This is a genomic window from Paenibacillus sp. F411, from assembly GCF_017582705.1.
Lineage (GTDB): Bacteria > Bacillota > Bacilli > Paenibacillales > Paenibacillaceae > Paenibacillus_AQ > Paenibacillus_AQ algicola.
The window spans coordinates 60,088-79,930 of record NZ_JAGFIP010000003.1 but is presented as its reverse complement, the minus strand read 5'-3'; the positions used below and the strand labels follow the sequence as shown (position 1 = coordinate 79,930).

21 protein-coding genes are annotated in these 19,843 nt (G+C 52.6%); 18 read left to right on the top strand and 3 right to left on the bottom strand.

Annotation, left to right across the window (positions count from 1 at the left end):
* The first annotated feature begins 37 nt into the window (after positions 1-37).
* Positions 38-298 carry a hypothetical protein gene (locus tag JJQ72_RS04515; RefSeq protein WP_208202916.1) on the top strand — a complete coding sequence of 87 codons (261 nt, stop codon included), beginning with the start codon at positions 38-40 and terminating at the stop codon, positions 296-298.
* 122 nt (positions 299-420) lie between these two features.
* Here JJQ72_RS04515 and JJQ72_RS04510 read toward each other — a convergent pair whose 3' ends face one another.
* The gene (locus JJQ72_RS04510; protein WP_208202915.1) at positions 421-2,346 is read right to left on the bottom strand and encodes a S8 family peptidase; all 1,926 of its coding nucleotides are present in this window, start codon (positions 2,344-2,346) and stop codon (positions 421-423) included.
* A 236-nt stretch (positions 2,347-2,582) separates the two neighbouring features.
* Between JJQ72_RS04510 and JJQ72_RS04505 the strand changes: the two genes are divergently transcribed.
* The 14 genes from JJQ72_RS04505 to JJQ72_RS04440 all read left to right on the top strand — a co-directional run bounded on the left by JJQ72_RS04505 (position 2,583) and on the right by JJQ72_RS04440 (position 15,620).
* Positions 2,583-3,089 (top strand): YpuI family protein, encoded by a 507-nt coding sequence (locus tag JJQ72_RS04505; RefSeq protein ID WP_138225261.1) that lies wholly within the window; start codon positions 2,583-2,585, stop codon positions 3,087-3,089.
* A gap of 128 nt (positions 3,090-3,217) precedes the next feature.
* On the top strand, positions 3,218-3,442 hold the full coding sequence (locus JJQ72_RS04500) for a DUF1540 domain-containing protein (RefSeq protein ID WP_138225262.1): 225 nt from the start codon (positions 3,218-3,220) through the stop codon (positions 3,440-3,442).
* A gap of 75 nt (positions 3,443-3,517) precedes the next feature.
* Complete coding sequence (locus tag JJQ72_RS04495) at positions 3,518-3,916, top strand: hypothetical protein (protein WP_138225263.1); 399 nt, start codon at positions 3,518-3,520, stop codon at positions 3,914-3,916.
* Positions 3,917-4,108: 192 nt separating this feature from the next.
* Positions 4,109-4,852 (top strand): lytic transglycosylase domain-containing protein, encoded by a 744-nt coding sequence (locus JJQ72_RS04490; protein WP_481856824.1) that lies wholly within the window; start codon positions 4,109-4,111, stop codon positions 4,850-4,852.
* Positions 4,853-4,973: 121 nt separating this feature from the next.
* Positions 4,974-6,125, top strand: a complete 1,152-nt coding sequence (locus JJQ72_RS04485) for a cysteine desulfurase family protein (protein ID WP_208202914.1) — start codon at positions 4,974-4,976, stop codon at positions 6,123-6,125.
* A 24-nt stretch (positions 6,126-6,149) separates the two neighbouring features.
* Positions 6,150-7,373 carry a tRNA uracil 4-sulfurtransferase ThiI gene (thiI, locus tag JJQ72_RS04480; protein WP_481856823.1) on the top strand — a complete coding sequence of 408 codons (1,224 nt, stop codon included), beginning with the start codon at positions 6,150-6,152 and terminating at the stop codon, positions 7,371-7,373.
* 41 nt (positions 7,374-7,414) lie between these two features.
* Positions 7,415-8,077 (top strand): TerC family protein, encoded by a 663-nt coding sequence (locus JJQ72_RS04475; protein WP_208202913.1) that lies wholly within the window; start codon positions 7,415-7,417, stop codon positions 8,075-8,077.
* Between the two features lie 156 nt (positions 8,078-8,233).
* On the top strand, positions 8,234-8,743 hold the full coding sequence (locus JJQ72_RS04470; protein ID WP_138225268.1) for a LiaF transmembrane domain-containing protein: 510 nt from the start codon (positions 8,234-8,236) through the stop codon (positions 8,741-8,743).
* Between the two features lie 146 nt (positions 8,744-8,889).
* Positions 8,890-10,731, top strand: a complete 1,842-nt coding sequence (gene typA / locus JJQ72_RS04465) for a translational GTPase TypA (protein WP_138225269.1) — start codon at positions 8,890-8,892, stop codon at positions 10,729-10,731.
* Positions 10,732-10,797: 66 nt separating this feature from the next.
* The gene (locus JJQ72_RS04460; protein WP_138227681.1) at positions 10,798-11,094 is read left to right on the top strand and encodes a YlaH-like family protein; all 297 of its coding nucleotides are present in this window, start codon (positions 10,798-10,800) and stop codon (positions 11,092-11,094) included.
* A 118-nt stretch (positions 11,095-11,212) separates the two neighbouring features.
* Positions 11,213-12,301, top strand: a complete 1,089-nt coding sequence (locus tag JJQ72_RS04455; RefSeq protein ID WP_138225270.1) for an LCP family protein — start codon at positions 11,213-11,215, stop codon at positions 12,299-12,301.
* A 77-nt stretch (positions 12,302-12,378) separates the two neighbouring features.
* Positions 12,379-12,531 (top strand): hypothetical protein, encoded by a 153-nt coding sequence (locus tag JJQ72_RS04450; protein ID WP_175415240.1) that lies wholly within the window; start codon positions 12,379-12,381, stop codon positions 12,529-12,531.
* Positions 12,532-12,690: 159 nt separating this feature from the next.
* The gene (locus JJQ72_RS04445; protein ID WP_138225271.1) at positions 12,691-14,022 is read left to right on the top strand and encodes a PhoH family protein; all 1,332 of its coding nucleotides are present in this window, start codon (positions 12,691-12,693) and stop codon (positions 14,020-14,022) included.
* A gap of 440 nt (positions 14,023-14,462) precedes the next feature.
* The gene (locus JJQ72_RS04440) at positions 14,463-15,620 is read left to right on the top strand and encodes a type 2 periplasmic-binding domain-containing protein (protein WP_208202912.1); all 1,158 of its coding nucleotides are present in this window, start codon (positions 14,463-14,465) and stop codon (positions 15,618-15,620) included.
* Positions 15,621-15,723: 103 nt separating this feature from the next.
* On the opposite strand, the gene JJQ72_RS04435 is transcribed toward JJQ72_RS04440, so the two are convergent.
* Both JJQ72_RS04435 and JJQ72_RS04430 read right to left on the bottom strand, forming a co-directional pair.
* Positions 15,724-16,827, bottom strand: a complete 1,104-nt coding sequence (locus JJQ72_RS04435; RefSeq protein WP_208202911.1) for a hypothetical protein — start codon at positions 16,825-16,827, stop codon at positions 15,724-15,726.
* 194 nt (positions 16,828-17,021) lie between these two features.
* The gene (locus tag JJQ72_RS04430; RefSeq protein ID WP_208202910.1) at positions 17,022-17,258 is read right to left on the bottom strand and encodes a DUF2626 family protein; all 237 of its coding nucleotides are present in this window, start codon (positions 17,256-17,258) and stop codon (positions 17,022-17,024) included.
* A gap of 288 nt (positions 17,259-17,546) precedes the next feature.
* On the opposite strand from JJQ72_RS04430, the gene JJQ72_RS04425 reads away from it, so the two are divergent.
* The 3 genes from JJQ72_RS04425 (at position 17,547) to JJQ72_RS04415 (ending at position 19,740) form a co-directional block, all read left to right on the top strand.
* Positions 17,547-18,197, top strand: a complete 651-nt coding sequence (locus JJQ72_RS04425) for an RsfA family transcriptional regulator (RefSeq protein WP_208202909.1) — start codon at positions 17,547-17,549, stop codon at positions 18,195-18,197.
* A gap of 173 nt (positions 18,198-18,370) precedes the next feature.
* On the top strand, positions 18,371-19,351 hold the full coding sequence (locus JJQ72_RS04420; protein WP_138225276.1) for a ketopantoate reductase family protein: 981 nt from the start codon (positions 18,371-18,373) through the stop codon (positions 19,349-19,351).
* Positions 19,352-19,365: 14 nt separating this feature from the next.
* The gene (locus tag JJQ72_RS04415) at positions 19,366-19,740 is read left to right on the top strand and encodes a DUF3397 domain-containing protein (RefSeq protein WP_208202908.1); all 375 of its coding nucleotides are present in this window, start codon (positions 19,366-19,368) and stop codon (positions 19,738-19,740) included.
* The last annotated feature ends 103 nt before the right edge of the window (positions 19,741-19,843 follow it).

Here is a 19,843-nt window from a genome sequence, read left to right as displayed (position 1 = left end):
ATATGCTGGTATCATCAATCGAAAGGAGTTGAACCGCATGTCACTGGCAAGACCATGCCCGCCGGTATGTCCTCCGGTATCTCCCATTGTGTGTGAACCGATTGTCATCGTCAGAGACCATTATGTCCCGCAGATTGTACCGGTCATTCACCCGATCCAGGTTATTGACAAAGTTCACTGTGTCCCTGTAGAACAGCATATTTATACGTATACAGAAGGAGAGGCAGTTGCCGCTGCAGCAGTGTCCGGTAAAGCTTCCCGGAAGTCACTCAAATCCAAGTCCCGCAGCAAGAGATAAAGATGTACACAAAGCAGCCTGGAACCCTCCATAACAGGAGCGGGGTCCAGGCTGCTTCCAGATGGAGATTGCGGCTACCTGCCATATCATCTTATCACGGCATCTGCTGCTGTGTGCACGGGTTATTCCGTTCGCTTGACAGAGCCGTTCAGCCGCTTGATCTCTTCCTGCATCCGGTTCAGGACATGATGCGGCCATAGCTGCAGCGGCACTTCACTGCTGTCCGCAGCCTGAAGGGATCGAAATACATCAACCTGACCATTTCCAAAATATATGTCTTTGCCGGGATCGCCCAGATCATGAGCCTGGGAAATCATCAGGTCCATGACCTCCCGGTTCGTCAGCTCCGGATTTAGCGATCGGATCAGGCCCGCTATGGCTGCCACATGCGGACTGGCCATGGAGGTGCCGGAGAGGGCGGCATACTGGTTATCGGGATAGGTGCTTGCAATGTTCGTACCCGGCGCGGTCACGTCAATGTAGTCGCCGTAATTGGAATATTCAGCCCTCGTCATATCCGGATTGGTTGCTGCTACCGCGAGCACCTCGGGATATGCCGCAGGGAAGCCGGGGCGCTCTGTATTGTCATTGCCGGATGCCGCGACGAGCAGGCAGTCACGGTCATAAGCATACTTGATGGCGTCATGCAGAAACTGAGAATCGGCATAGTTGCCGAGGCTCATATTAATCACTTTCGCACCATGGTCGACGGCCCAGATTATCCCCTCAGCCACTGCGTAGGTCGTACCCGAGCCGCTGCTGTCCAGCGCTTTGATCGGCATGATCTTGTTATACCAGCTCATGCCGGCGACGCCTTCGCCATTGTTGATCAAGGCGCCGATGATGCCGGCTACATGTGTGCCATGACCGACATCATCATTCGGAGATTGATCCGGGTTAACGACGTTATAGCCGTCCACGAGACGCCCGTTTAAATCGGTATGCTGGAGGTCAACGCCCGTGTCGATCACAGCAATGACAACATCCTCGCTTCCCTTGGACAGCTCCCAGCCCTGCTGGGTTTGGATGGCCGGGAGATTCCACTGGTACTGGGAGAAGAGAAGGTCATTCGGGAGATTGCTGTTCTCGGTTCTCTGGCTCGGCGCTGCACTGGACGTCGTGTTGGTCAGGTACAGATAATGGGGCTCGGCATAAAGCGGAGTCCACTTCTCTGTAAAATAGGATTTCAGCTGAGGATAGGTCATATTTGCAGACTGAAATACATAAGCGTATCCTAGCTTTCGAGGAGATTTCCCCGAAATATCCTTCATCATTTGCTGCATGTCTCCCTGATCCAGGTCCTCCCGGAAGGAAACTACAATTTCATTCTCGTAATAATGGCTTGCCTTCTCGTTGTCATGACCGGTCTTTACGGTCAAGTCCCGGAGGGTATCACTATGAACGGATTCCACTTTGTACATCCCCTCCTTCGGATAAGGAATCAGGCGCAGGTTCTTACGCTGATGATCCTTGACCTGGGACATGACAATATGATTGACCGTGGCAATGGCTCCGAAGGACCCATCTGTAGAAGGCTCTGCTGTAATGTAAAAGCTGTCTTGTCCCGAAGTAAATAAAGGGGACTGATAGGCTTTGTTCAGCTTCAGCTGCTGCCGGGCCTCCTTCATATACTTGAGATAAGAGGTGCTGCTTTGCTTGAGGCTGGAGCCGTCACGCAGCACCTCCTCGGAATGGCCGCTGTTCAGGTTAACCCAGATCAGGCTTTCGTAGCGGCGGTGAGAGCGCTGATGCTCCGACAGGAAGGCGCGCACAGCCCGGGGAGTTCGCAGCTGTGTATGGCTCAGCATCGACTGGAGATGCTGCTTCGTATCCATCCGGCTAAGCTGGTCGGTCACCTCCAGATCTCCATCTAGGGCAGACAGCTTTATCGTCTTTTCCTGTGCAGGAGAGGCCTCCTCATGCTGCGCTGCTTTTTCCATATGCGGCTGTGATTGTGAAGGTTCGGGATCAGGACTAAGCAGAAAAAAGAGGGACAGGCCCAGCAGTGAAGCGGCCATTACATAGCTCCAGATCCGGCTTGATTTCATGGTCTTTAGGTCACCTCGCAGGCATCATTTTTCCTTTAGCGTAACGATTGAGAGGCAATTTTATGCGTCAGAGCGGCGGAAGGCGGTTACTACAAGGATAAGCATGCTGAGCAAGTGACAACATTTAGGCGTGAAAGCATTTTAAAAATGGACATATTTATGATAGGATAGTACATGACATTGGCCGCAGAATTCTACTCTCAACCGGCCAGTAACATTAAGGGGGAGCAACCGTAATGCCAGCTGACAATCTTCAGAATCTGTGTGCGGAGACAAGGGAAAAACTGAAATCCGCCATAAGCATGATCGAGCCATTTCTAAATGAACACACCCTGTCTCAGCTAGCCGCAGACCAGGATGAAGAGACTGTTCAATTTTACAAGGGATTTCTTTCCGATCTCCGCCATCTGCTTGCGTTCTCTGAGGTTTCTTACGAGAAGCTGGGTGTTGTGCAGCGCCGTTCGAACTTCGATGAGGATTTCGCACACAAGGCGTTGTATAACGTGTACCATCGCTGTGTAAACGTCTTCTTCTACCCGAAGAACGAGAGCTATTCCGAGGATGGACGCTATGCTTACACAGGTCAGGACGCGATTCGTTTCCGCAAGAAGCCGGTTCGTCCGGTAAGAGATGTCATTTTGAACATTACCCGAACCTATGAAGAGCTGCGTGACGATCTGGCTTATTACGAAAGCGACTACCTTACAGAACGCCGTCTTCAATCTGAACGTAAACACGCTTAACCTTATACTGTGAACAGGGGATGCCGATAGTGGCATCTCTTTTTTTGTATGGTTTAACACCATCTAACATGCCGCAGGGTGTATACGCCTTTCGTGGAAAGGAGAAAATGTTGATGAGGTGATGACAAATGGCCAATGGAGCCAAGCCATATGTGAAATGCAGTGTGAGTAACTGCAATTATTGGGGAGAACAAAATGTCTGTCAGGCCGACATGATCATGATTGAAATTGACAAGCATTCCGATGTACATCTAAATGATGAATTTGCCGGTGAGGCGTTTGTGGACAACCACCGGGTTGTTGCTGACACCTCGTCGTCCACCTGCTGCTTAACCTTCAGGCCAAAAGAGTAAGCAAAGAGCCCCTCTCGTTCAGGTACAGAGATAACAGACCATGGAAGCAAGCATGACTTCAGGGAGGTCTCATTCATGAAAAAGCACGACAGCCGCAGTCGGCGCAAAGAAACTCAGTTTAAGGTCGTGGAATCGCAGCGCAGCCGCACCGATTATCCGCGGCGTGAGCATCAGGAAGAATACGGCACAGAAATTATGCCGCCGTACAGCATGAATACTACCCAAGAGGATCGCAGTGAGCAAAGTGGCTACACAGCAGCCAAGGATGTGAACACCGGCAAAGCCGTCGGCTATGTGGGGCTCGTCATCGGGATCTTCGCCCTGTTTATGTGGTCCGTTATTCTGGGTCCCATTGCCGCGGTAACCGGCTATTATTCTTTTGCCCAAGGCAGCCGGACACTGGGCGCCTGGGGGATTGGCCTCGGTCTGATCGCGACGGTAAGCTACTTTGTATTAATTCCGTTTGCCCGGTAACTCATCGCAAAAAAGTCAACCACAGGCCGTCTTTTGCAGTCCATGCAAAACGGCCTGTTGTGCTGAAATCAACACTTTTTAGTTTTTTTGTCATTGACCTCTGGTTCCCGGTGACAAAAGGATGTAAAATGGAACCAGACCTTGAAGAAAGATGTGATACAAGCTATGCACGTGATCCCGCTTCAAAGTGATATGACGGCCGTGTATTCCTTCAGCGCCCATAATGCAGACAAATCTAGCTTACAGACGCAGAACACCACGCTCCCGAGGCAGAGTGGACAGACTGCGGAGTTCGCTGCCATACTGAGCCAATCCATGGATGCCTCCAGTATGCCCATGCCGGAACAGCCGGTTCAGCTCGCTCCCGGAGTCATCTGGAAGGATGGACTATTGTGGCAGCAGCTGAATACTGACAATGAGGTGTCTGCTATTGCGCAGAGTGCTAGCGGAATTCAACAGGCGTCATTACCATATAATTCCGGCGTGACAGCTGCTAAAGAGCATACAACCGGGACATCCGCATCCTATGATGGGCTGATTCAGGCTGCTGCGCAGCGGTATGGAGTGCCGGCAGATCTGATCAAAGCCGTGATTGATACGGAATCATCCTTTAATCCTCAGGCCGTTTCCTCTGCAGGCGCCAAGGGGCTGATGCAGCTAATGGATGCGACTGCCCGCGGGCTGGGAGTTCAGGATTCCTTTGATCCGGCACAGAATATTGACGGTGGGACCAAATATTTAGCGTATCAGCTGGACCGTTTCAACGGGGAAACCGGCATGGCGCTGGCCGCTTATAATGCCGGCCCGGGACGGGTATCCAGGCTTGGAATTACGTCCGATAAGGAGCTGCTGAACCGATTGGAGCTATTGCCTGCCGAAACACAGTCCTATATTTATAAAGTCTTGCAGTCTCGTACCAAATATGAGGTTTCGTGAGCCATCACACAGATACCACAAATTCATACCAGGTCAAACGGGGAAGGTTGTTGCAGGCTTAAAGGCCGCTCAGCCGTTCGTTTGATCTTTTTTCGTTTGTGAGGTTAAAGGAGGATTCACTGTGCATTATTTCGACCATGCGGCAACTACGCCGCCTTATCCGGAGGTTATTCAGACCTTGACGGACATCATGAGCCTTTATTATGGCAATCCATCTGCACTGCACCGGGCTGGAGAGGATGCAGCCAAGCTTCTGAAAAAAGCGAGAGAGGTGTGCGCCGCGGCCCTGTCAGCCTTGCCGTCCGAGATCGTCTTCACTTCCGGAGCCACAGAAGGCAACAATATGGCAATTAAGGGAGCTGCGATGCATTATCAGTCCCGGGGCCGGCATCTGATCACAGCTGTAACGGAGCACCCCTCCGTATATCAAGCGTTTCGGCAATTGGAGGAGCTGGGATGGGAAGTAACCTGGATGCCTGTCGCTGGTGACGGAACTGTCGATCCTGCAGCGCTGGCGGAGCACGTCCGTAAGGATACCGTGCTCGTCAGCATCATGCATGTGAACAATGAAACCGGAGCGGTGCAGCCGCTGGAAGACATCGGACGACGGATCAAGGAGAAGAACAGCCGCGTACTGTTCCATGTGGATGGCGTGCAGGGCTTTGGCAAGCTGCCTGTCTCTCTACAGAACTGGCAGGCAGATCTGTACACGCTGTCTGCTCATAAATTCAAGGGTCCCAAAGGAGCCGGAATTATGTATGTCAAGCAGGGCGTCCAGCTTTATCCGCTTATCGCAGGAGGATCACAGGAAGGCGGGTATCGCGGGGGCACGGAGAATGTGGCTGCCGCAGCGGCAGTCGCGAAAGCGATGAGACTCTCGGCAGAGCGGCAAGCGGAGTTCTACGAACGGGCCAGACGGCTCAGAGACATCCTGGTGCACCATATTGCGGACATGCCGGAGCTGATGCTGAACAGCAGTGAGCATGGGGCTCCGCATATTGTTCATTTCTCCTTTCCGGGGCTCAAGCCGGAGGTGCTGGTCCATACCTTGGAGGAGGGAGGCTTCTTAGTTTCCACCAAGTCGGCCTGCTCCTCCAAGAGCAGCGAGCCGAGCCGGACGCTGATAGAAATGGGACGAAATGCGGATGAAGCGGCAAGCGGCATCCGGATTAGTCTGGGCTGGGAGCATACAGAGGCTGAGGTTCGAGAGCTGGGAGCTGCACTCAAGAGCGCTGTAGCACAGCTGGCCCCAATGACGGGCAGAAAGGGGTAAATGACGGTGAAACCAACCTATGATATGCTTCTCCTCCGCTTTGGAGAGTTCACCTTAAAGGGTAAGAACCGGAACCGGTTTGAGAAAAGCATCCTGCAGCATGTACGGGCCTTGCTGAAGCCATATCCGGACGTGAATATCCTGAAGGAATACGGACGTTTATATGTCCGGTTGAACGGTCACCCCTTTGAGCCGGTGCTGGCTGATCTAAAAAAAGTGTTCGGCATTGTCTCCATCAGTCCGGTTAAGGTTTGTCCATCCGAGCTGGAGTCCATCGTGTCCAGCGCGCTCCAATTTATGAGCGAGACTAGCCTTGCGCCTTCAACAACCTTCAAGGTAAACGCCAGGCGGGTATGGAAGGCCTTCCCGCATTCCTCCCAGGACATGAATCATCTTGTCGGCTCGCCGCTGCTTCGTGCCTTTCCGCAGCTCAGCGTCAATGTGAAGGAGCCGGAGCTGGAGCTGCGGGTCGAAATCCGAGAGGATCGCACCTATTTGTTCCATGAGTCCATTCAGGGCGCAGGGGGCTTTCCACTGGGCACAAACGGCAAGGCGATGCTGCTGCTGTCAGGGGGCATCGACAGTCCGGTGGCCGCCTACTCCGCCATGCGAAGAGGGCTGGAGGTGGAATGCGTCCATTTCTACAGCTATCCATTCACAAGCCAGCAGGCCAAGGAAAAGGTCATTGAGCTGGCAGGCATTCTATCTCAGTACTCTGGCACGTTGAAGCTGCATCTCGTGCCGTTCACCGAGGTGCAGACCTCGTTCACCGGCATTGGACAGGATAATCTCATTATTACGTTTATGCGCCGGGCCATGCTGCGCATTGCCACAAGGCTTGCGGAACGGGAAGGTGCACTTGCCCTGGTTACAGGCGAGAGCCTGGGTCAAGTGGCCAGTCAGACACTGCCCAGTATGAACGTTATCGGCCGGGCGACCGAGCTGCCGCTGCTGCGGCCGCTCATTACGGCCGACAAGCATGAGATTATAGCGCTGTCCAAGGAAATCGGAACCTATGACACGTCCATTCAGCCCTTTGAGGACTGCTGCACGCTGTTTATCCCGAAATCACCGACCACCAATCCCAACCTGCGTATCGTACAGAAGGTGGAAGCGACGCTCCCGGGCCTGTCTGACAAGCTGGAGCAGGCCGTAGAGCAGACGGAAACCCTGGTCATCACTCCGGACCAATGGGCGTCCACGCATACGCAAGGGAAGGAATCCGTGATCCGGGAGGAGTGGTTCTAGAAGAGACAAGTCCCTCATATCAGTTATGAGGGAGGTGCAACATGGATACAATGCTGCTGCTCGGACAAATCTTAATGATCAATCTGGTGCTTAGTGGAGATAATGCTCTGGTCATTGCGATGGCCAGCCGGGATCTGCCGGAGCAGGAGCGGCGGCAGGCGATATGGATCGGTACAGCCGGTGCTGTCATTCTGCGATGCCTGCTCACCTTTGTGGCAGTTCTGCTCCTTAACATTCCGTATTTGCAGGCTGCCGGTGCGCTGCTGCTGCTCTGGATTGCGTTCAAGCTGATCAAGGATCAGCAGCAGGAGCATAGTGACCTGCGCGAGCCGGCCTCCATGTGGGGAGCCGTCTACACGATACTTGCGGCCGACTTTGTAATGAGCCTGGACAATGTTATTGCCATTGCCGGACTGGCCAAGGGCGATCTGGCCCTGATGGTCATTGGCATTGTGCTCAGCATTCCCATTGTCGTGTGGGGCAGTGGCATCATCTCCAGTCTGCTGGCCCGGTTTCCACTGCTGCTGTACTTGGGTGCCGGAGTCCTCGCTTATACAGCCGGGGAGATGCTGCTGAATGATTCCAAAACCGGCGTGCTGATCCTGTACTGGCTGCCCGCGTTTCATGCTCTGGTGCCCTTACTGCTTGCCTGTGCTGTCATTGCCGCGGGAGGAATGCACGGCCTGCGGCACAAAAAAGCCTAGCTCAAGAACCCGGTATACCAGGAAGGAAGACCATGACCGCATCGTCGCGGTTATGGTTTTTTTTGTCGTTTTCCGATAATATTAAGAGCATGGCATCATTGGCTTTGACTAGAGCTTCACAATGAGAAGATACATCAGACAAGAGAGGGTGATGGAATGTCCTCCAAAAAGGATTTGGCACTGGGCTTGTTCATTATCGCAGCAGGCTTGTTTATTCTCCTCGGAAAGCTGGGCTTCTTTGCGTTCCTGGGCCGTAACCTGTGGCCGCTGCTGCTGCTTGTTCCCGGAGTATTGCTGCATCTGTGGTACTTTACAAGAAGAAGGTCTGCAGAGCTGTTAATCCCTGCCGGCATTTTAACGGTGTATGGCGTGCTGTTTCTGATCTGCAGCCTCGGGGGCTGGCATCTGCTGAACGCCCTGTGGCCGATTCTGATTCTGGGAGTAGGCGTCGGCATTTACGAATACGATTTTTTTGAATCTCCACGATCCCGAGGAGCCTTTCTCGTATCTTCCGGGCTGATTGCTTTATCCCTGCTGCTGCTCGTATTTACATGGTGGGGCACGAGTGTCATTTATGTGGTGGCTCTCGGTTTGATTATAGCTGGGGTGTGGATGATCTACGGTCGCAGCCGCAAAAAGAACAGCCGGTGGAGCCGGGGCTGGTAATCACGGTGGAAGTTTTCTGAAAAGACTTGATTTTTGAAGGACTTAAACGATAGAATAAGATGTATTGTTGAGGCGCGTCGGGATGGATCTAATGTCCGGCGCTTTCTTTGTGGCCCATACGAAAAGAGAGGATTTGAGATAAATTTATGCAATCGAGAGACCAAATTCGCAATATTGCCATCATCGCCCACGTTGACCATGGCAAAACTACCCTGGTAGATCAGCTGCTGCAGCAGTCCGGTATTTTCCAGCAGCACGAAACTCTGCAGGAACGAGCTATGGATTCCAATGACCTGGAGCGGGAACGCGGTATTACCATCCTGGCCAAGAATACGGCTATTACGTATAAAGACTTTCTCATTAATATCGTAGACACTCCAGGCCACGCGGATTTCGGCGGCGAAGTAGAGCGTATTATGAAAATGGTTGACGGCGTCCTGCTCGTGGTAGACGCTTACGAAGGCTGCATGCCGCAGACGAAATTCGTTCTCGGCAAGGCGCTGGCGCACAATCTGACACCGATCGTTGTGGTGAACAAGATTGACCGTCCGGCTGCCCGTCCGGCTGAGGTTATTGACGAGGTTCTGGATCTGTTCATCGAGCTTGGCGCGAATGACGATCAGCTGGAGTTCCCGGTCGTTTACGCTTCGGCGCTGAACGGAACCTCCAGCCTGGATGCAGCGCAGCAGGATGATAACATGCTTGCACTGTACGAAACGATTGTAGACCATATTCCGTCCCCGACGGAAAGCGTAGAAGAGCCGCTGCAGTTCCTGGTAACCCTGATGGACTATAACGAATACCTGGGACGGATTGCCGTAGGACGCGTGAACCGCGGTGTAATCAAGCAGGGACAATCCGTAACGGTCATTATGCGTGACGGCTCCAGCAAGACGGCAAGAATCGAGAAGCTGTTCGGCTTCCAGGGCCTGAAGCGGGTGGAGGTTGCAGAAGCCGGCGCGGGCGATATTGTTGCCATCGCCGGAATTAAGGATATTAATATCGGAGAGACGATTGCAGATCCACAGCACCCGGAAGCGCTGCCGGTCTTGAAGATTGACGAGCCGACTTTGCAAATGACGTTCCTCGTGAACAACAGCCCGTTTGCAGGCCGTGAAGGCAAGTGGGTAACCTCCCGTAAGCTGCGTGACCGTCTCTTTAAAGAGCTGGAAACCGATGTCAGCTTGAGGGTCGAGGAGACCGACAGCCCGGACGCGTATGTCGTATCCGGACGCGGTGAGCTTCATCTGGGCATTCTGATTGAGAACATGCGCCGTGAAGGCTACGAGCTGCAGGTATCCAAGCCAGAGGTCATTGTGAAAGAGATCGACGGCGCGAAGATGGAGCCGATTGAACGCCTGATTATTGATGTACCTGAGGACAGCATGGGTGCTGTCATGGAAAGCCTGGGAACTCGCAAAGCCGAAATGGTGAACATGATCAACAGCGGCAGCGGCCAGGTTCGCCTGGAATTCCTGATCCCGGCCCGTGGCCTGATCGGCTACCGGACGCATTTCCTGACTCTGACCCGTGGCTATGGCGTGATGAACCATGCTTTCGACAGCTATGGACCGCTGCATGGCGGCCAAGTGGGCGGACGTCATCAGGGCGTGCTGATCTCTACAGAGAATGGCAACACGACATTCTACGGCATGATTGGTGTTGAAGACCGCGGAACTCTGTTCCTGGAGCCGGGCACCGAGGTGTATGAGGGCATGATCGTTGGTGAGCATACTCGTGACAACGACATTGTCGTCAACATCTGTAAAGAGAAGCAGCTGACGAATGTACGCTCGGCGACGAAGGATGACACGGTGAAGATGAAGACGCCGCGGATCTTCTCGCTGGAGCAGGCGCTGGAATACCTGAATGATGACGAGTATTGCGAAATTACGCCAAAGTCTGTCCGTCTCCGCAAGAAAATTCTGAACAAGAGTGAGCGGGAACGTGCTGAGAAGCACCGCAAAATGGCTCAAGCCAACCTGTAGCACCACGTGCCTGCTCTCTGCGGCTTGGCCGCTTCAGGTCTCTGGATAAAGGAGTGAATGATCACCGTGCAGGTCTGGTTTGCAGAGCATCCGCTGATTTCCTATATCATTATTTTTGCGCTTGTCGCTTATGTGTATAATAAAGTGTTTCGCGTCAAGCAGAAGATGCCTCTTCTGAAAGAGGTGCTGCTGTATCTGCTGATGGCATTAGGCTGCGGCATGCTGTTGATTTTTCAAATTGACAAGCTGCCGATTATTCAGTGCCTGCTCGTTGCCGTCGGCTTGATGCTCATGGTACGCATCCGTTATTTCGTAGAGGATCGTCAGAGAAAGAAGAACGAAGGTCAGCCCAAAACTCCATAGTTCCACGACCGTTTGCCGGCATATGCCGGCAACTTTTTTACCTGTGAGGCGTTTATAACTAAGAAGGTGAATGGTTATACGCCTCAATGATCTTAATGGAAAGAAAAGGTGTTTAGTTATGAGTACAGGTCAACCCAATCTTCCACCAAGAGCCCGTTCCAATGCAGCGGGGCAGAAGAAGAAAGCATCGTCCAGGAAAAAGCGCAGTCCCATTGCGACGTTGGCCAGATGGTTCTTGATCGTATGCATTCTGGTCATTCTCGGCGGAGCAGCCTATGTAGGGTCGCTGTACCTGAAGGCAGAGGACACGATCCTGAGTACAGGCAATAATAATCCGGTCCCACCGGAGAAGTCGGCGAGTGTCAAGCCGCTGACGATGCTCATTCTGGGAACAGATTACAGGCCGGAGCATCAAACCTACTTGACCGACGTTGTCATGGTCGCTGCGATGAATCCTGAGACGAACACGGCCACCCTTGTATCACTGCCGCGGGACACTTCACTCCAGCTGAAAGGCTACCGCTCGGACCGGAAGCTGAACTCATTTTATACAACCTTTAGAAATTTGGAGAAGCAGGGAGAGGCTCCGGCGGAAGAAAGAATGAAGGACATGCTGGGTCAATATTTTGATATTCCGATTGACTATGTAACCGTGCTGGATTTCCAGGGCTTCCGGGATGTTGTGGACGCTCTTGGAGGCGTGGATGTTAACGTGCAGTACAATATGTGTCACAAAGACTCCCAGGATGGCACCCATATCAATCTGAAAGCCGGCCCGCAAAGCCTGGATGGCAAGGAAGCGCTGGATTATGTCCGCTACCGCAAGTCGATGAACTGTGAGGTCAAGACTAAGGAATCCAATGACTTTGACCGGAATGCCCGTCAGAGCGAGGTGCTGCATTCCCTGATTGACCAGATGAAATCGTTCGGGGGTGCGGTCAAGGCGTATAAGGTGCTGGATGCTGTAGGTGGTAATATGACGACGGATCTGGAGAACGACCAGATGAAAAACATCATGAAGACCTACTATGATATCAATAAGAAGGATGTCCGGTTTGTGCCGATTACGGGACAGTGGCGCAGTCCGTTCGTGTACATTAACGGGGATGAGCTGCAGGCTGCCAAGCAGGCTCTGCAGGACGAGCTGGCCGGCAAGCACAGCAAGGCATCGGAGGAAGCTGCAGAGAATTCCGCTTCCGGATCTTAAGATTTGCAGTCAAGTTTTCAGAGGTTGTATAATACAATAAAGCATATCCACATCCAAACTACAGGAGGCGTACGCGGATGTCCCACACTGTGATGTCTAAAGCAGTTATTGAGATGGTCCGGCAGTCGGCCTGTGAAGAGCCTGTCTTTTCACCGGTGTGCGGCTGTGTACTTCAGCAGGCTCTGCTGAAGCCGTGCGCTATGTTGTTTTGCTATGAGCTTGAAGTCTGATGATCTATGATCATCAGGCTTTTTTTGTTGGATTGGGAGATTCATAGTCATGGAGAGGAGGTGATTGCTTTTTAGATTCAGCAGCTTTAATTCAGCTTAATTCAGCCGCATTCAAAAGGGTTCCTATCTTGTTATGAAGAAGCTGTGGAGGGGATATCGATGAAGAAAATATTTGTACTGGATACTAATGTTCTACTGCACGATCCCAAAGCGATCTTCGCTTTTGAAGAGCATGAGGTCATTATCCCGGCCGTGGTTCTGGAGGAGATCGATTCCAAAAAGCGAAATGCGGATGAGCTCGGCCGTAACGCACGCTCTGTATCCCGCCTTCTCGATAGTCTTAGGCAGCAGGGACAGCTTCACGACGGCGTACCGCTTCAACATGGAGGAAGTTTGAAGGTAGAGCTGAATCATCGCAGCTTTGTTAAGGTTCAGGAGATGTTCAGCGAGGCTACAAATGATAACCGCATTCTGGCCGTTGCCTTGAATTATAAATTGGAAGAGGATGAGAAGGCCGCGCCACGCTCGGTGGTGCTGGTTAGTAAAGATGTGCTGGTCCGCATCAAAGCCGATGTCCTGGGCCTGACCGCTGAGGATTATTTATCTGACCGGACCGCAGATCCCAGCGAGCTGTACGGTGGGCATTGCACATTAAAGGTGCATCCATCTGTGATTGATGAGTTCTACAGCTACCGTTACCTGCCGATTTCCCAGCTGGGACTGAGCTACAGCTTAAATCCGCATGAATTTGTCATTCTAAAGGATGAGATGGGAAGCGGCAAGTCAGCCCTGCTGAAGGTAGATGCGGAAGCAGCCCGCCTGGAGCCGCTCTACTTGAGCAATGACCCAGTATGGGGCATATCTGCACGAAATGTTCAGCAGCGGATGGCGCTGGAGCTCCTGCTTCATGATGACATCCCGCTCGTGACCATTACCGGCAAAGCCGGCACCGGCAAGACGCTGCTCGCGCTGGCTGCTGGGCTGTGCAAGGTGGAGGATGACCATAAGTATAAGAAGCTGCTTATCGCCCGTCCCGTCGTTCCGATGGGAAAGGACATTGGCTATTTACCCGGGGAGAAGGATGAGAAGCTTCGGCCCTGGATGCAGCCAATCTATGATAACCTGGAGTTTCTGTTCGATACCAAAAAGTCTGGGGACATCGATAAGATCTTAATGGGGCTGGGCAGTATCCAGGTAGAGGCCCTGACCTATATCCGGGGACGTTCGATCCCGTCCCAGTTCATTATTATCGACGAAGCCCAGAATTTGACCCGTCATGAGGTGAAGACGATTATTTCACGGGCGGGTGAAGGCAGCAAGGTCATTCTGATGGGTGATCCGGAGCAGATTGACCATCCGTATCTGGATGCCGTGAGCAACGGCCTGAGCTACGTCGTCGATACCTTCAAGAAAGAAGGGCTTAGCGGCCATATTACCCTGACAAAAGGGGAACGGTCCAAGCTGGCTCAGCTTGCTGCGGATTTGCTCTAACTATATTTTCCGGGAAATGATTAAAGAAGCTGTCCCCCAAGTAGATTCTTGTTTAACGAGGCAGCTCACTTGAGTGAGATTTGGAGCAAAACATAAAGACATGGTGGAGTCAGGGAGGTGATCCCAGCACCGCCATGTCTTTATTGTGGTCTATTGCCGCCTTCTTCAACAGGTTATGGGGAAGCGAAAGCCATCCGACCTCAAGGCTCACTTTGGACAGGCCTCGAAGCAGAAAACGTCTAAACCCTCGGTTGTTCTCTGCACACAGCACTCTCAAGCTTTTCGCTGGTCAGGGAGGCCCTAGATCTTGTGGGACAGCCTCTTTATTTTCTGGATAAGGTGGCGTGATGAAGTGACAATTAACAAAAAAAGGTAGGACAAGCATGATGCAAGTCTGGTAATATAAGGGCAGAAATCTGAAAAAGGGAGTGATTCAAGCCGTGAGGCGCCGAAAATACGGTTTCTTGTTCGCAGTGCTGCTGTTGTCATTAACCAGCTTATCACCAAGCTTCGATATCACTCCTAGTGGTGTGCGGGAGCTTCCCGGTGAAGCTCTACTCCCGGCGGATCCGTCGCCGGGGCTCGAGAAGCCCGATCCCGGGCCCATTACGGTCGGTGTCAGCATGGGGGAGAAGGAGCTGGCCCAGCTGAACCAGTGGAATGAGCAGTTTATGGAGCTGAATTCCATTGAGGTCAACATTGAGAATATGGAAGACTGGGATGAAGGCAGCATGACAGAGCGTCTCCGGCTGGGTGAAGGACCGGATATACTGCTGCTGGACAGTCATTATATTAAGCCGCTGGCCATCAAAGGCCTGCTGTTTCCTCTGGAGGCGGTGCCATCCGGAATCCCGGAATCGGCTCTTCCTGCCGGGCTGCTGCCCTTGCTACAGTGGAACGGCTATCAGTGGGGCATTCCACTGGATGCTGATCCTTACGTTATGGTATATGAAGCAGGGAAGGAGCCGCCGGAGCCTGCAGCGTATCGGGAGCAGCGCAGCCCGCTGTTCTCCATCGACCCAGCGGATCCCTACGCCTTTGCTGCCGCCGTATTTGCGGCCGGAGGCAATCCCGAGCAGCCAGGAGAAGAGGAGACAGCGAAGCTGGATATACCGTCCTTTAGTAAGCTGCTGCTCCAGGAAAGCACGGAAGAGTATCAGAAGCGGATAGCTGAGGGTTCAGCGGAGCTGGCCCCTTTGCGCATCGCCGCCGCCTCTGACGTGAACCAGGATTGGCCAGAAGGCTACGAGGTTATGCTGCTTGCTCCGGACAACTCCGGCTTCGCACCAGTTATCCAGTCGCGAAGCTTTGCATTAACAGGAGGACGGGAGACCTCCAGCACCGCTCTTACGTGGGTTGGGGCAATGACCCAAGCCGCTGCCCGAAGTGATGAATGGCTGAGCGTGACCGGGCGTTATTCCTTATTATCCTCCGGAACTGTGATGGATGACAGCGCGATTACTCCGCTGCCTGCGCCACTCGCGTTTGAGTCCCTGGACACTTATTTGCAGCAGGGGGCGTCCGCACAGCTAACCTTTGGTGAGCCGGAAGGCTTCCCGGTCTATGAATCCAGTATCCAGCAGCTGCTTTCCGAATGAGCTTAGCAAGAAGGAGTGCCCGGCGCTTTTTCGGTAAAGACAGCAGATAGAGCAAGAGGATGCACCCCCGGGGCTTTAACCGGTGAGGCATCCTCTTTTTGAATTAGAGATCCAGCTGCAGCTTGACCAGCAGCCGCTGGTCATCGCTGGTCACCTCTGTCGCCTTCAGGAACGAGACCAGCATCTTGGGATAGAAGTTCATATCAAATTCCTTCTGAAGCTCTTGACGGGTCGTATCCGGCAGCTCCAGCTCATTAAATACAAGCTTCTCCACCTCGAACATAATTGCATTCTCCGGTTCGTTGACGATGGAATATTGCCCTTCAATCCGCAGTGACAGACTGCCGCTTTCTCCTGCCGCGATGACCTTTCCGCCATCAAACTGAAACGCAAACGCCTCAAACACCTCGTTCTGAGCGCGCAGGAAGCGGTTCAGCTGCTCCTCGTGCAAATCGATGGTATAAGTACGGCCATTGGTCTTTAGAATGCTCTCCCCGCTCTGGATGAAATCCGGCAGCTGCTGCATGGCATCCGCAAGGGCCCGGAAATGCCGCTTGACCTCGTACAAGCCGACATTCTCCCAATACATCGTAAACTCCTCCATAAGCCGGGTCATGGCCTCCGGATTGCTGCTTCCTTCAAGGGTGCTGTTCACCTGCTCCTCCAGCAAAACAATGCGCGAGCGCTGTCGGATCAGGCTGTCCTTCACCTCTTCCAGCTGTATGGCGTTAAGACTGGACTCTCTCTGGGCCTGACTCAGCGCCTTGTACTGCCTTTCATAATCCCCCAGCACCTGACGATCATTCTGGATCACCAGCTCATAAAATTCCATAATTCTAAAAAATCCCGAAATGCTGCTGGCCGACAGAAGCAGCGTGTACAGCTTGCTGCGCTCACCCATATAATACTCTCTCAGGATTTGCCCGGCCTGCTCGCGCCTGACGTCGATATCCTGCTCCAGCTGACGGATCTGCTTCTCCAGTGATGTCTGATCCTGCCGCAGCTCCTGCTGCCGGAGCTCGATACGCTGGATTTCTTTATCGATCTCAACGATGGACAGGCTGTCCTGCAGCAGCTGTCGCGCTTCTTCAGAGTCCACGGTCATCGGAAGGGGGGATGCTGCGATGGGAGAAGAGCCAGCCGGGGAGAATATCAAGGCCAGGCAGCAGCATATTAGGAAGCAAGGCTTCAAGAAACGTATGTACACCTCAATTACCCCCTTGAGAGAATAAACGCCATTTCGGAAGTTCTCCACTATTTAACCAGCATATGATGATCTCGACGCAAATAGAAATGCTTGTACAGCGGCTTCTTCATCCACGATTAGCCTAAGTCGATGACAAAGTAAAAAAAGCGACCGGCAATGCCTGATCGCTTTCTTACTTTGTTTACGCCGGGATATTAAAGCGGCATATCCATATGGAAGATCGTCCAATAGCTGAAACCCGTGAAGGTTACGAGCATATAAGCCCAGAAGAGCGTAATATACGTTCTCTCCGTGAATTTAAGATATCCCAGAATTACAAAGAAGGCCGTCTGCAGGAAGAAGAGCAGAGCCATTTCAACCAATTCGCCGGCAAATGCCATTAAACCGATTGTTAACGTAAAAAAGCCGAGCACTCGGAACATGCGTGCCACGATTCATATCCTCCTCTCATATGTAAGGACCCTTATTGCTATGTACATTATACCGCCATGGCAAAAACGTGTAAACGCCTAAGTGCAGCGGCTTGTTCATTTTTTTAAAAAAGCCTGCTGGCGTATGTTCTGTCCCCAAAGTGGAAATACAATTTAGTATCAAATAGATTCTATGAACTCTATGAGAAGCATAGGAATGAATAAACCAGCTTTTATACCCTATTCATCAGCCGCAGGAAGCGGACGTGAAGACGGTTACTTTAGGATGTTGTTAGGAGGGTTTATAATATGTCGGCAGTGAGACAGGATGCATGGAGCGAGGAAGACGATTTAATATTGGCCGAGGTGACTTTACGGCATATTCGGGAAGGAAGCACACAGCTGGCAGCGTTTGAGGAGGTTGGCGAACGGATTGGCCGGACATCGGCAGCCTGCGGGTTCCGGTGGAATAGCTGTGTCCGTAAAAAGTATGAGGAAGCCATCGCCATCGCGAAATCCCAGCGGCAAAAGCGAAGCTATTACAAGAAGCAGCCGGCGGCAGGCGGAGCTCAGGTGGCAGGCCTGACTGAGGCAGATTTTGCGCCAGAGGGCTACAAAGGAGAAACGGCCAGCGAGGAATCGCTGTCCATTGATGCGGTCATCCGTTTTCTGCGGCAATGGAAGGGCGGGCTGCAGGAAAGCGGAAAGCAGCATCGCGCGCTGGAGCGTACACTTCGGGAGAAGGACGAGGAGCTTGCCCGCTTGCGGAGTGAAAATGCGCGTCTGTCCCAGGAGGTTAGCCTGGTCAAGACGGATTATCATGTCGTGAATGATGATTACAAGGCATTAATTCAGATTATGGACCGGGCCAGAAGACTCGCTTTTTTGAGCGAGGAAGAGGAAGAGCTGAAGACTCGATTCAAGATGGATGCCAACGGCAATCTGGAGCGGATCGAATAGCGCCCCGCAGTGATAATGCAGATCCAGCCAGCAAGGAAATAGCGGTACAGGAGTTGAGCCTGAGCCGTTGTTTCCTTGTTTTATTGTACAGAAATTTCGTGCCTGCATGGGCAGGGGTGTGGCATTTCATATATACTATACAGCAAAAACCTAAAGATAGGCGGAGTGCAGTAATGCTGAGTATACATATTGTCGGAGCAGGCTCGCTAGGCCTGCTGTTCGCAGGCCGGCTGGCATATGCGGGAGCGCGGGTGACGCTGTGGTGCCGGACTCGGGAGCAGAAGGAAGTCATTCAGCACAGCGGAATCGTAATCCGGAATCTGGAGGGACAGGTAGCCATCCAGGCCGCAGATCAGGAGCGGCTTACAGTAAGCTCTATTGATGAGTATCATGGGCGGGGAGGGCCGCAAGATGCAGACTTTACCCTGCTGACTGTGAAGCAGGGAGCTGTTAAGGAGACTGCGGAACAGCTCTTTGTGCCCTATCAAGGACACCGCCTGGTCTGTCTGCAGAATGGTACGGGACATGTTCAACGACTGAACAAGCTTCTCCCTGCCTGGCAGGTGTACACGGCAGTGACGACAGAAGGGGCTAGCAGAGCGGGGCTCGCAGAGGTCGTGCATGCGGGCTCTGGGGAAACGCATCTGGGCCTGATGAAGGCTTTGCATCCACAGGAGCCTGCATTACAAGGGGCACCTGGGAATCATAGCGGTAACGGGGAGCTGGAGCTGAAGAATCTGATGCATCAAGCAGGATTTAAGACCTTTCTGTCGAATTCATTGGATAAATTCATGTACCGGAAGCTGCTGATCAATGCCGTCATTAATCCGTTAACTGCACTTTGGCGTGTCACAAATGGAGAGCTGCTGGCCTCAGACGAACGGATTGCCTTCATGAGATTGCTGTATGAGGAGGGGACGGCGGTGTACCGCGCCTGTGGAATCTCCTATGACGAGGATTTATGGGAGCGCATTCTCGGTGTCTGCCGCGCCACCTCGGGCAACACCTCCTCCATGCTGAGGGATGTGGAGGAGGGGAAGGAAACGGAAATTGCTGCTATTAACGGAAGCATTGTGCATCTGGCTGAGGGATGCGGGGTACAGGCTGCGGCCCATCGTCTCATTTGGCGGCTGATCGAAGGCTTACACCATTAAAGGAGGTATGCGTCATGAACATTCTCATCGCAATGAGTGCGGTGCCGTTTATACCCGGCGGACTTGCTTATGGAATCGCCTACTACCGAACCCGGGATAAGAAGCAGGCGATTCGAGTCTCTATGGACGTTACGACCCTATTCCTATTAATATCTGTGTCTGCGCTGTTTAACATTTTGTTTGAATCCAGATGGGGATTCTACCTGACGCTGCTGCTGCTGCTTATTACAGCCGGGATTATTGGCGGAGCGCAGAACCGCTGGAAGGGCAGGGTGGATGGCCGGCGCCTGTTCCGTGTCGTCTGGAGACTGGCGTTTGTAACGATGAGCATCAGCTACATATTGTTTACATTTATTGGCGTGGTTCAATACATATTCCAGGTGATGTGAGGGGAAGATAGGCTTATGTCACCCCGGCATCATCTCAAGCAAGTCCTGCAGGGAGCATCCTGCAGGGCTTTTTTTGATGAACTTCAGCTTCAGCTTGAACGAT

What these genes read in the sequence shown, in the direction of transcription:
- JJQ72_RS04475 (WP_208202913.1), top strand. Translation starts at nt 7,415, where the DNA reads ATGGATACAATGCTGCTGCTCGGACAAATCTTAATGATCAATCTGGTG.
- JJQ72_RS04500 (WP_138225262.1), top strand. Translation starts at nt 3,218, where the DNA reads ATGGCCAATGGAGCCAAGCCATATGTGAAATGCAGTGTGAGTAACTGC.
- JJQ72_RS04490 (WP_481856824.1), top strand. Translation starts at nt 4,109, where the DNA reads ATGACGGCCGTGTATTCCTTCAGCGCCCATAATGCAGACAAATCTAGC.
- JJQ72_RS04505 (WP_138225261.1), top strand. Translation starts at nt 2,583, where the DNA reads ATGCCAGCTGACAATCTTCAGAATCTGTGTGCGGAGACAAGGGAAAAA.
- thiI (WP_481856823.1), top strand. Translation starts at nt 6,150, where the DNA reads ATGCTTCTCCTCCGCTTTGGAGAGTTCACCTTAAAGGGTAAGAACCGG.
- JJQ72_RS04425 (WP_208202909.1), top strand. Translation starts at nt 17,547, where the DNA reads ATGTCGGCAGTGAGACAGGATGCATGGAGCGAGGAAGACGATTTAATA.
- JJQ72_RS04450 (WP_175415240.1), top strand. Translation starts at nt 12,379, where the DNA reads ATGTCCCACACTGTGATGTCTAAAGCAGTTATTGAGATGGTCCGGCAG.
- JJQ72_RS04510 (WP_208202915.1), bottom strand. Translation starts at nt 2,346, where the DNA reads ATGAAATCAAGCCGGATCTGGAGCTATGTAATGGCCGCTTCACTGCTG.
- JJQ72_RS04495 (WP_138225263.1), top strand. Translation starts at nt 3,518, where the DNA reads ATGAAAAAGCACGACAGCCGCAGTCGGCGCAAAGAAACTCAGTTTAAG.
- JJQ72_RS04515 (WP_208202916.1), top strand. Translation starts at nt 38, where the DNA reads ATGTCACTGGCAAGACCATGCCCGCCGGTATGTCCTCCGGTATCTCCC.
- JJQ72_RS04420 (WP_138225276.1), top strand. Translation starts at nt 18,371, where the DNA reads ATGCTGAGTATACATATTGTCGGAGCAGGCTCGCTAGGCCTGCTGTTC.
- JJQ72_RS04455 (WP_138225270.1), top strand. Translation starts at nt 11,213, where the DNA reads ATGAGTACAGGTCAACCCAATCTTCCACCAAGAGCCCGTTCCAATGCA.
- JJQ72_RS04470 (WP_138225268.1), top strand. Translation starts at nt 8,234, where the DNA reads ATGTCCTCCAAAAAGGATTTGGCACTGGGCTTGTTCATTATCGCAGCA.
- JJQ72_RS04415 (WP_208202908.1), top strand. Translation starts at nt 19,366, where the DNA reads ATGAACATTCTCATCGCAATGAGTGCGGTGCCGTTTATACCCGGCGGA.
- JJQ72_RS04445 (WP_138225271.1), top strand. Translation starts at nt 12,691, where the DNA reads ATGAAGAAAATATTTGTACTGGATACTAATGTTCTACTGCACGATCCC.
- typA (WP_138225269.1), top strand. Translation starts at nt 8,890, where the DNA reads ATGCAATCGAGAGACCAAATTCGCAATATTGCCATCATCGCCCACGTT.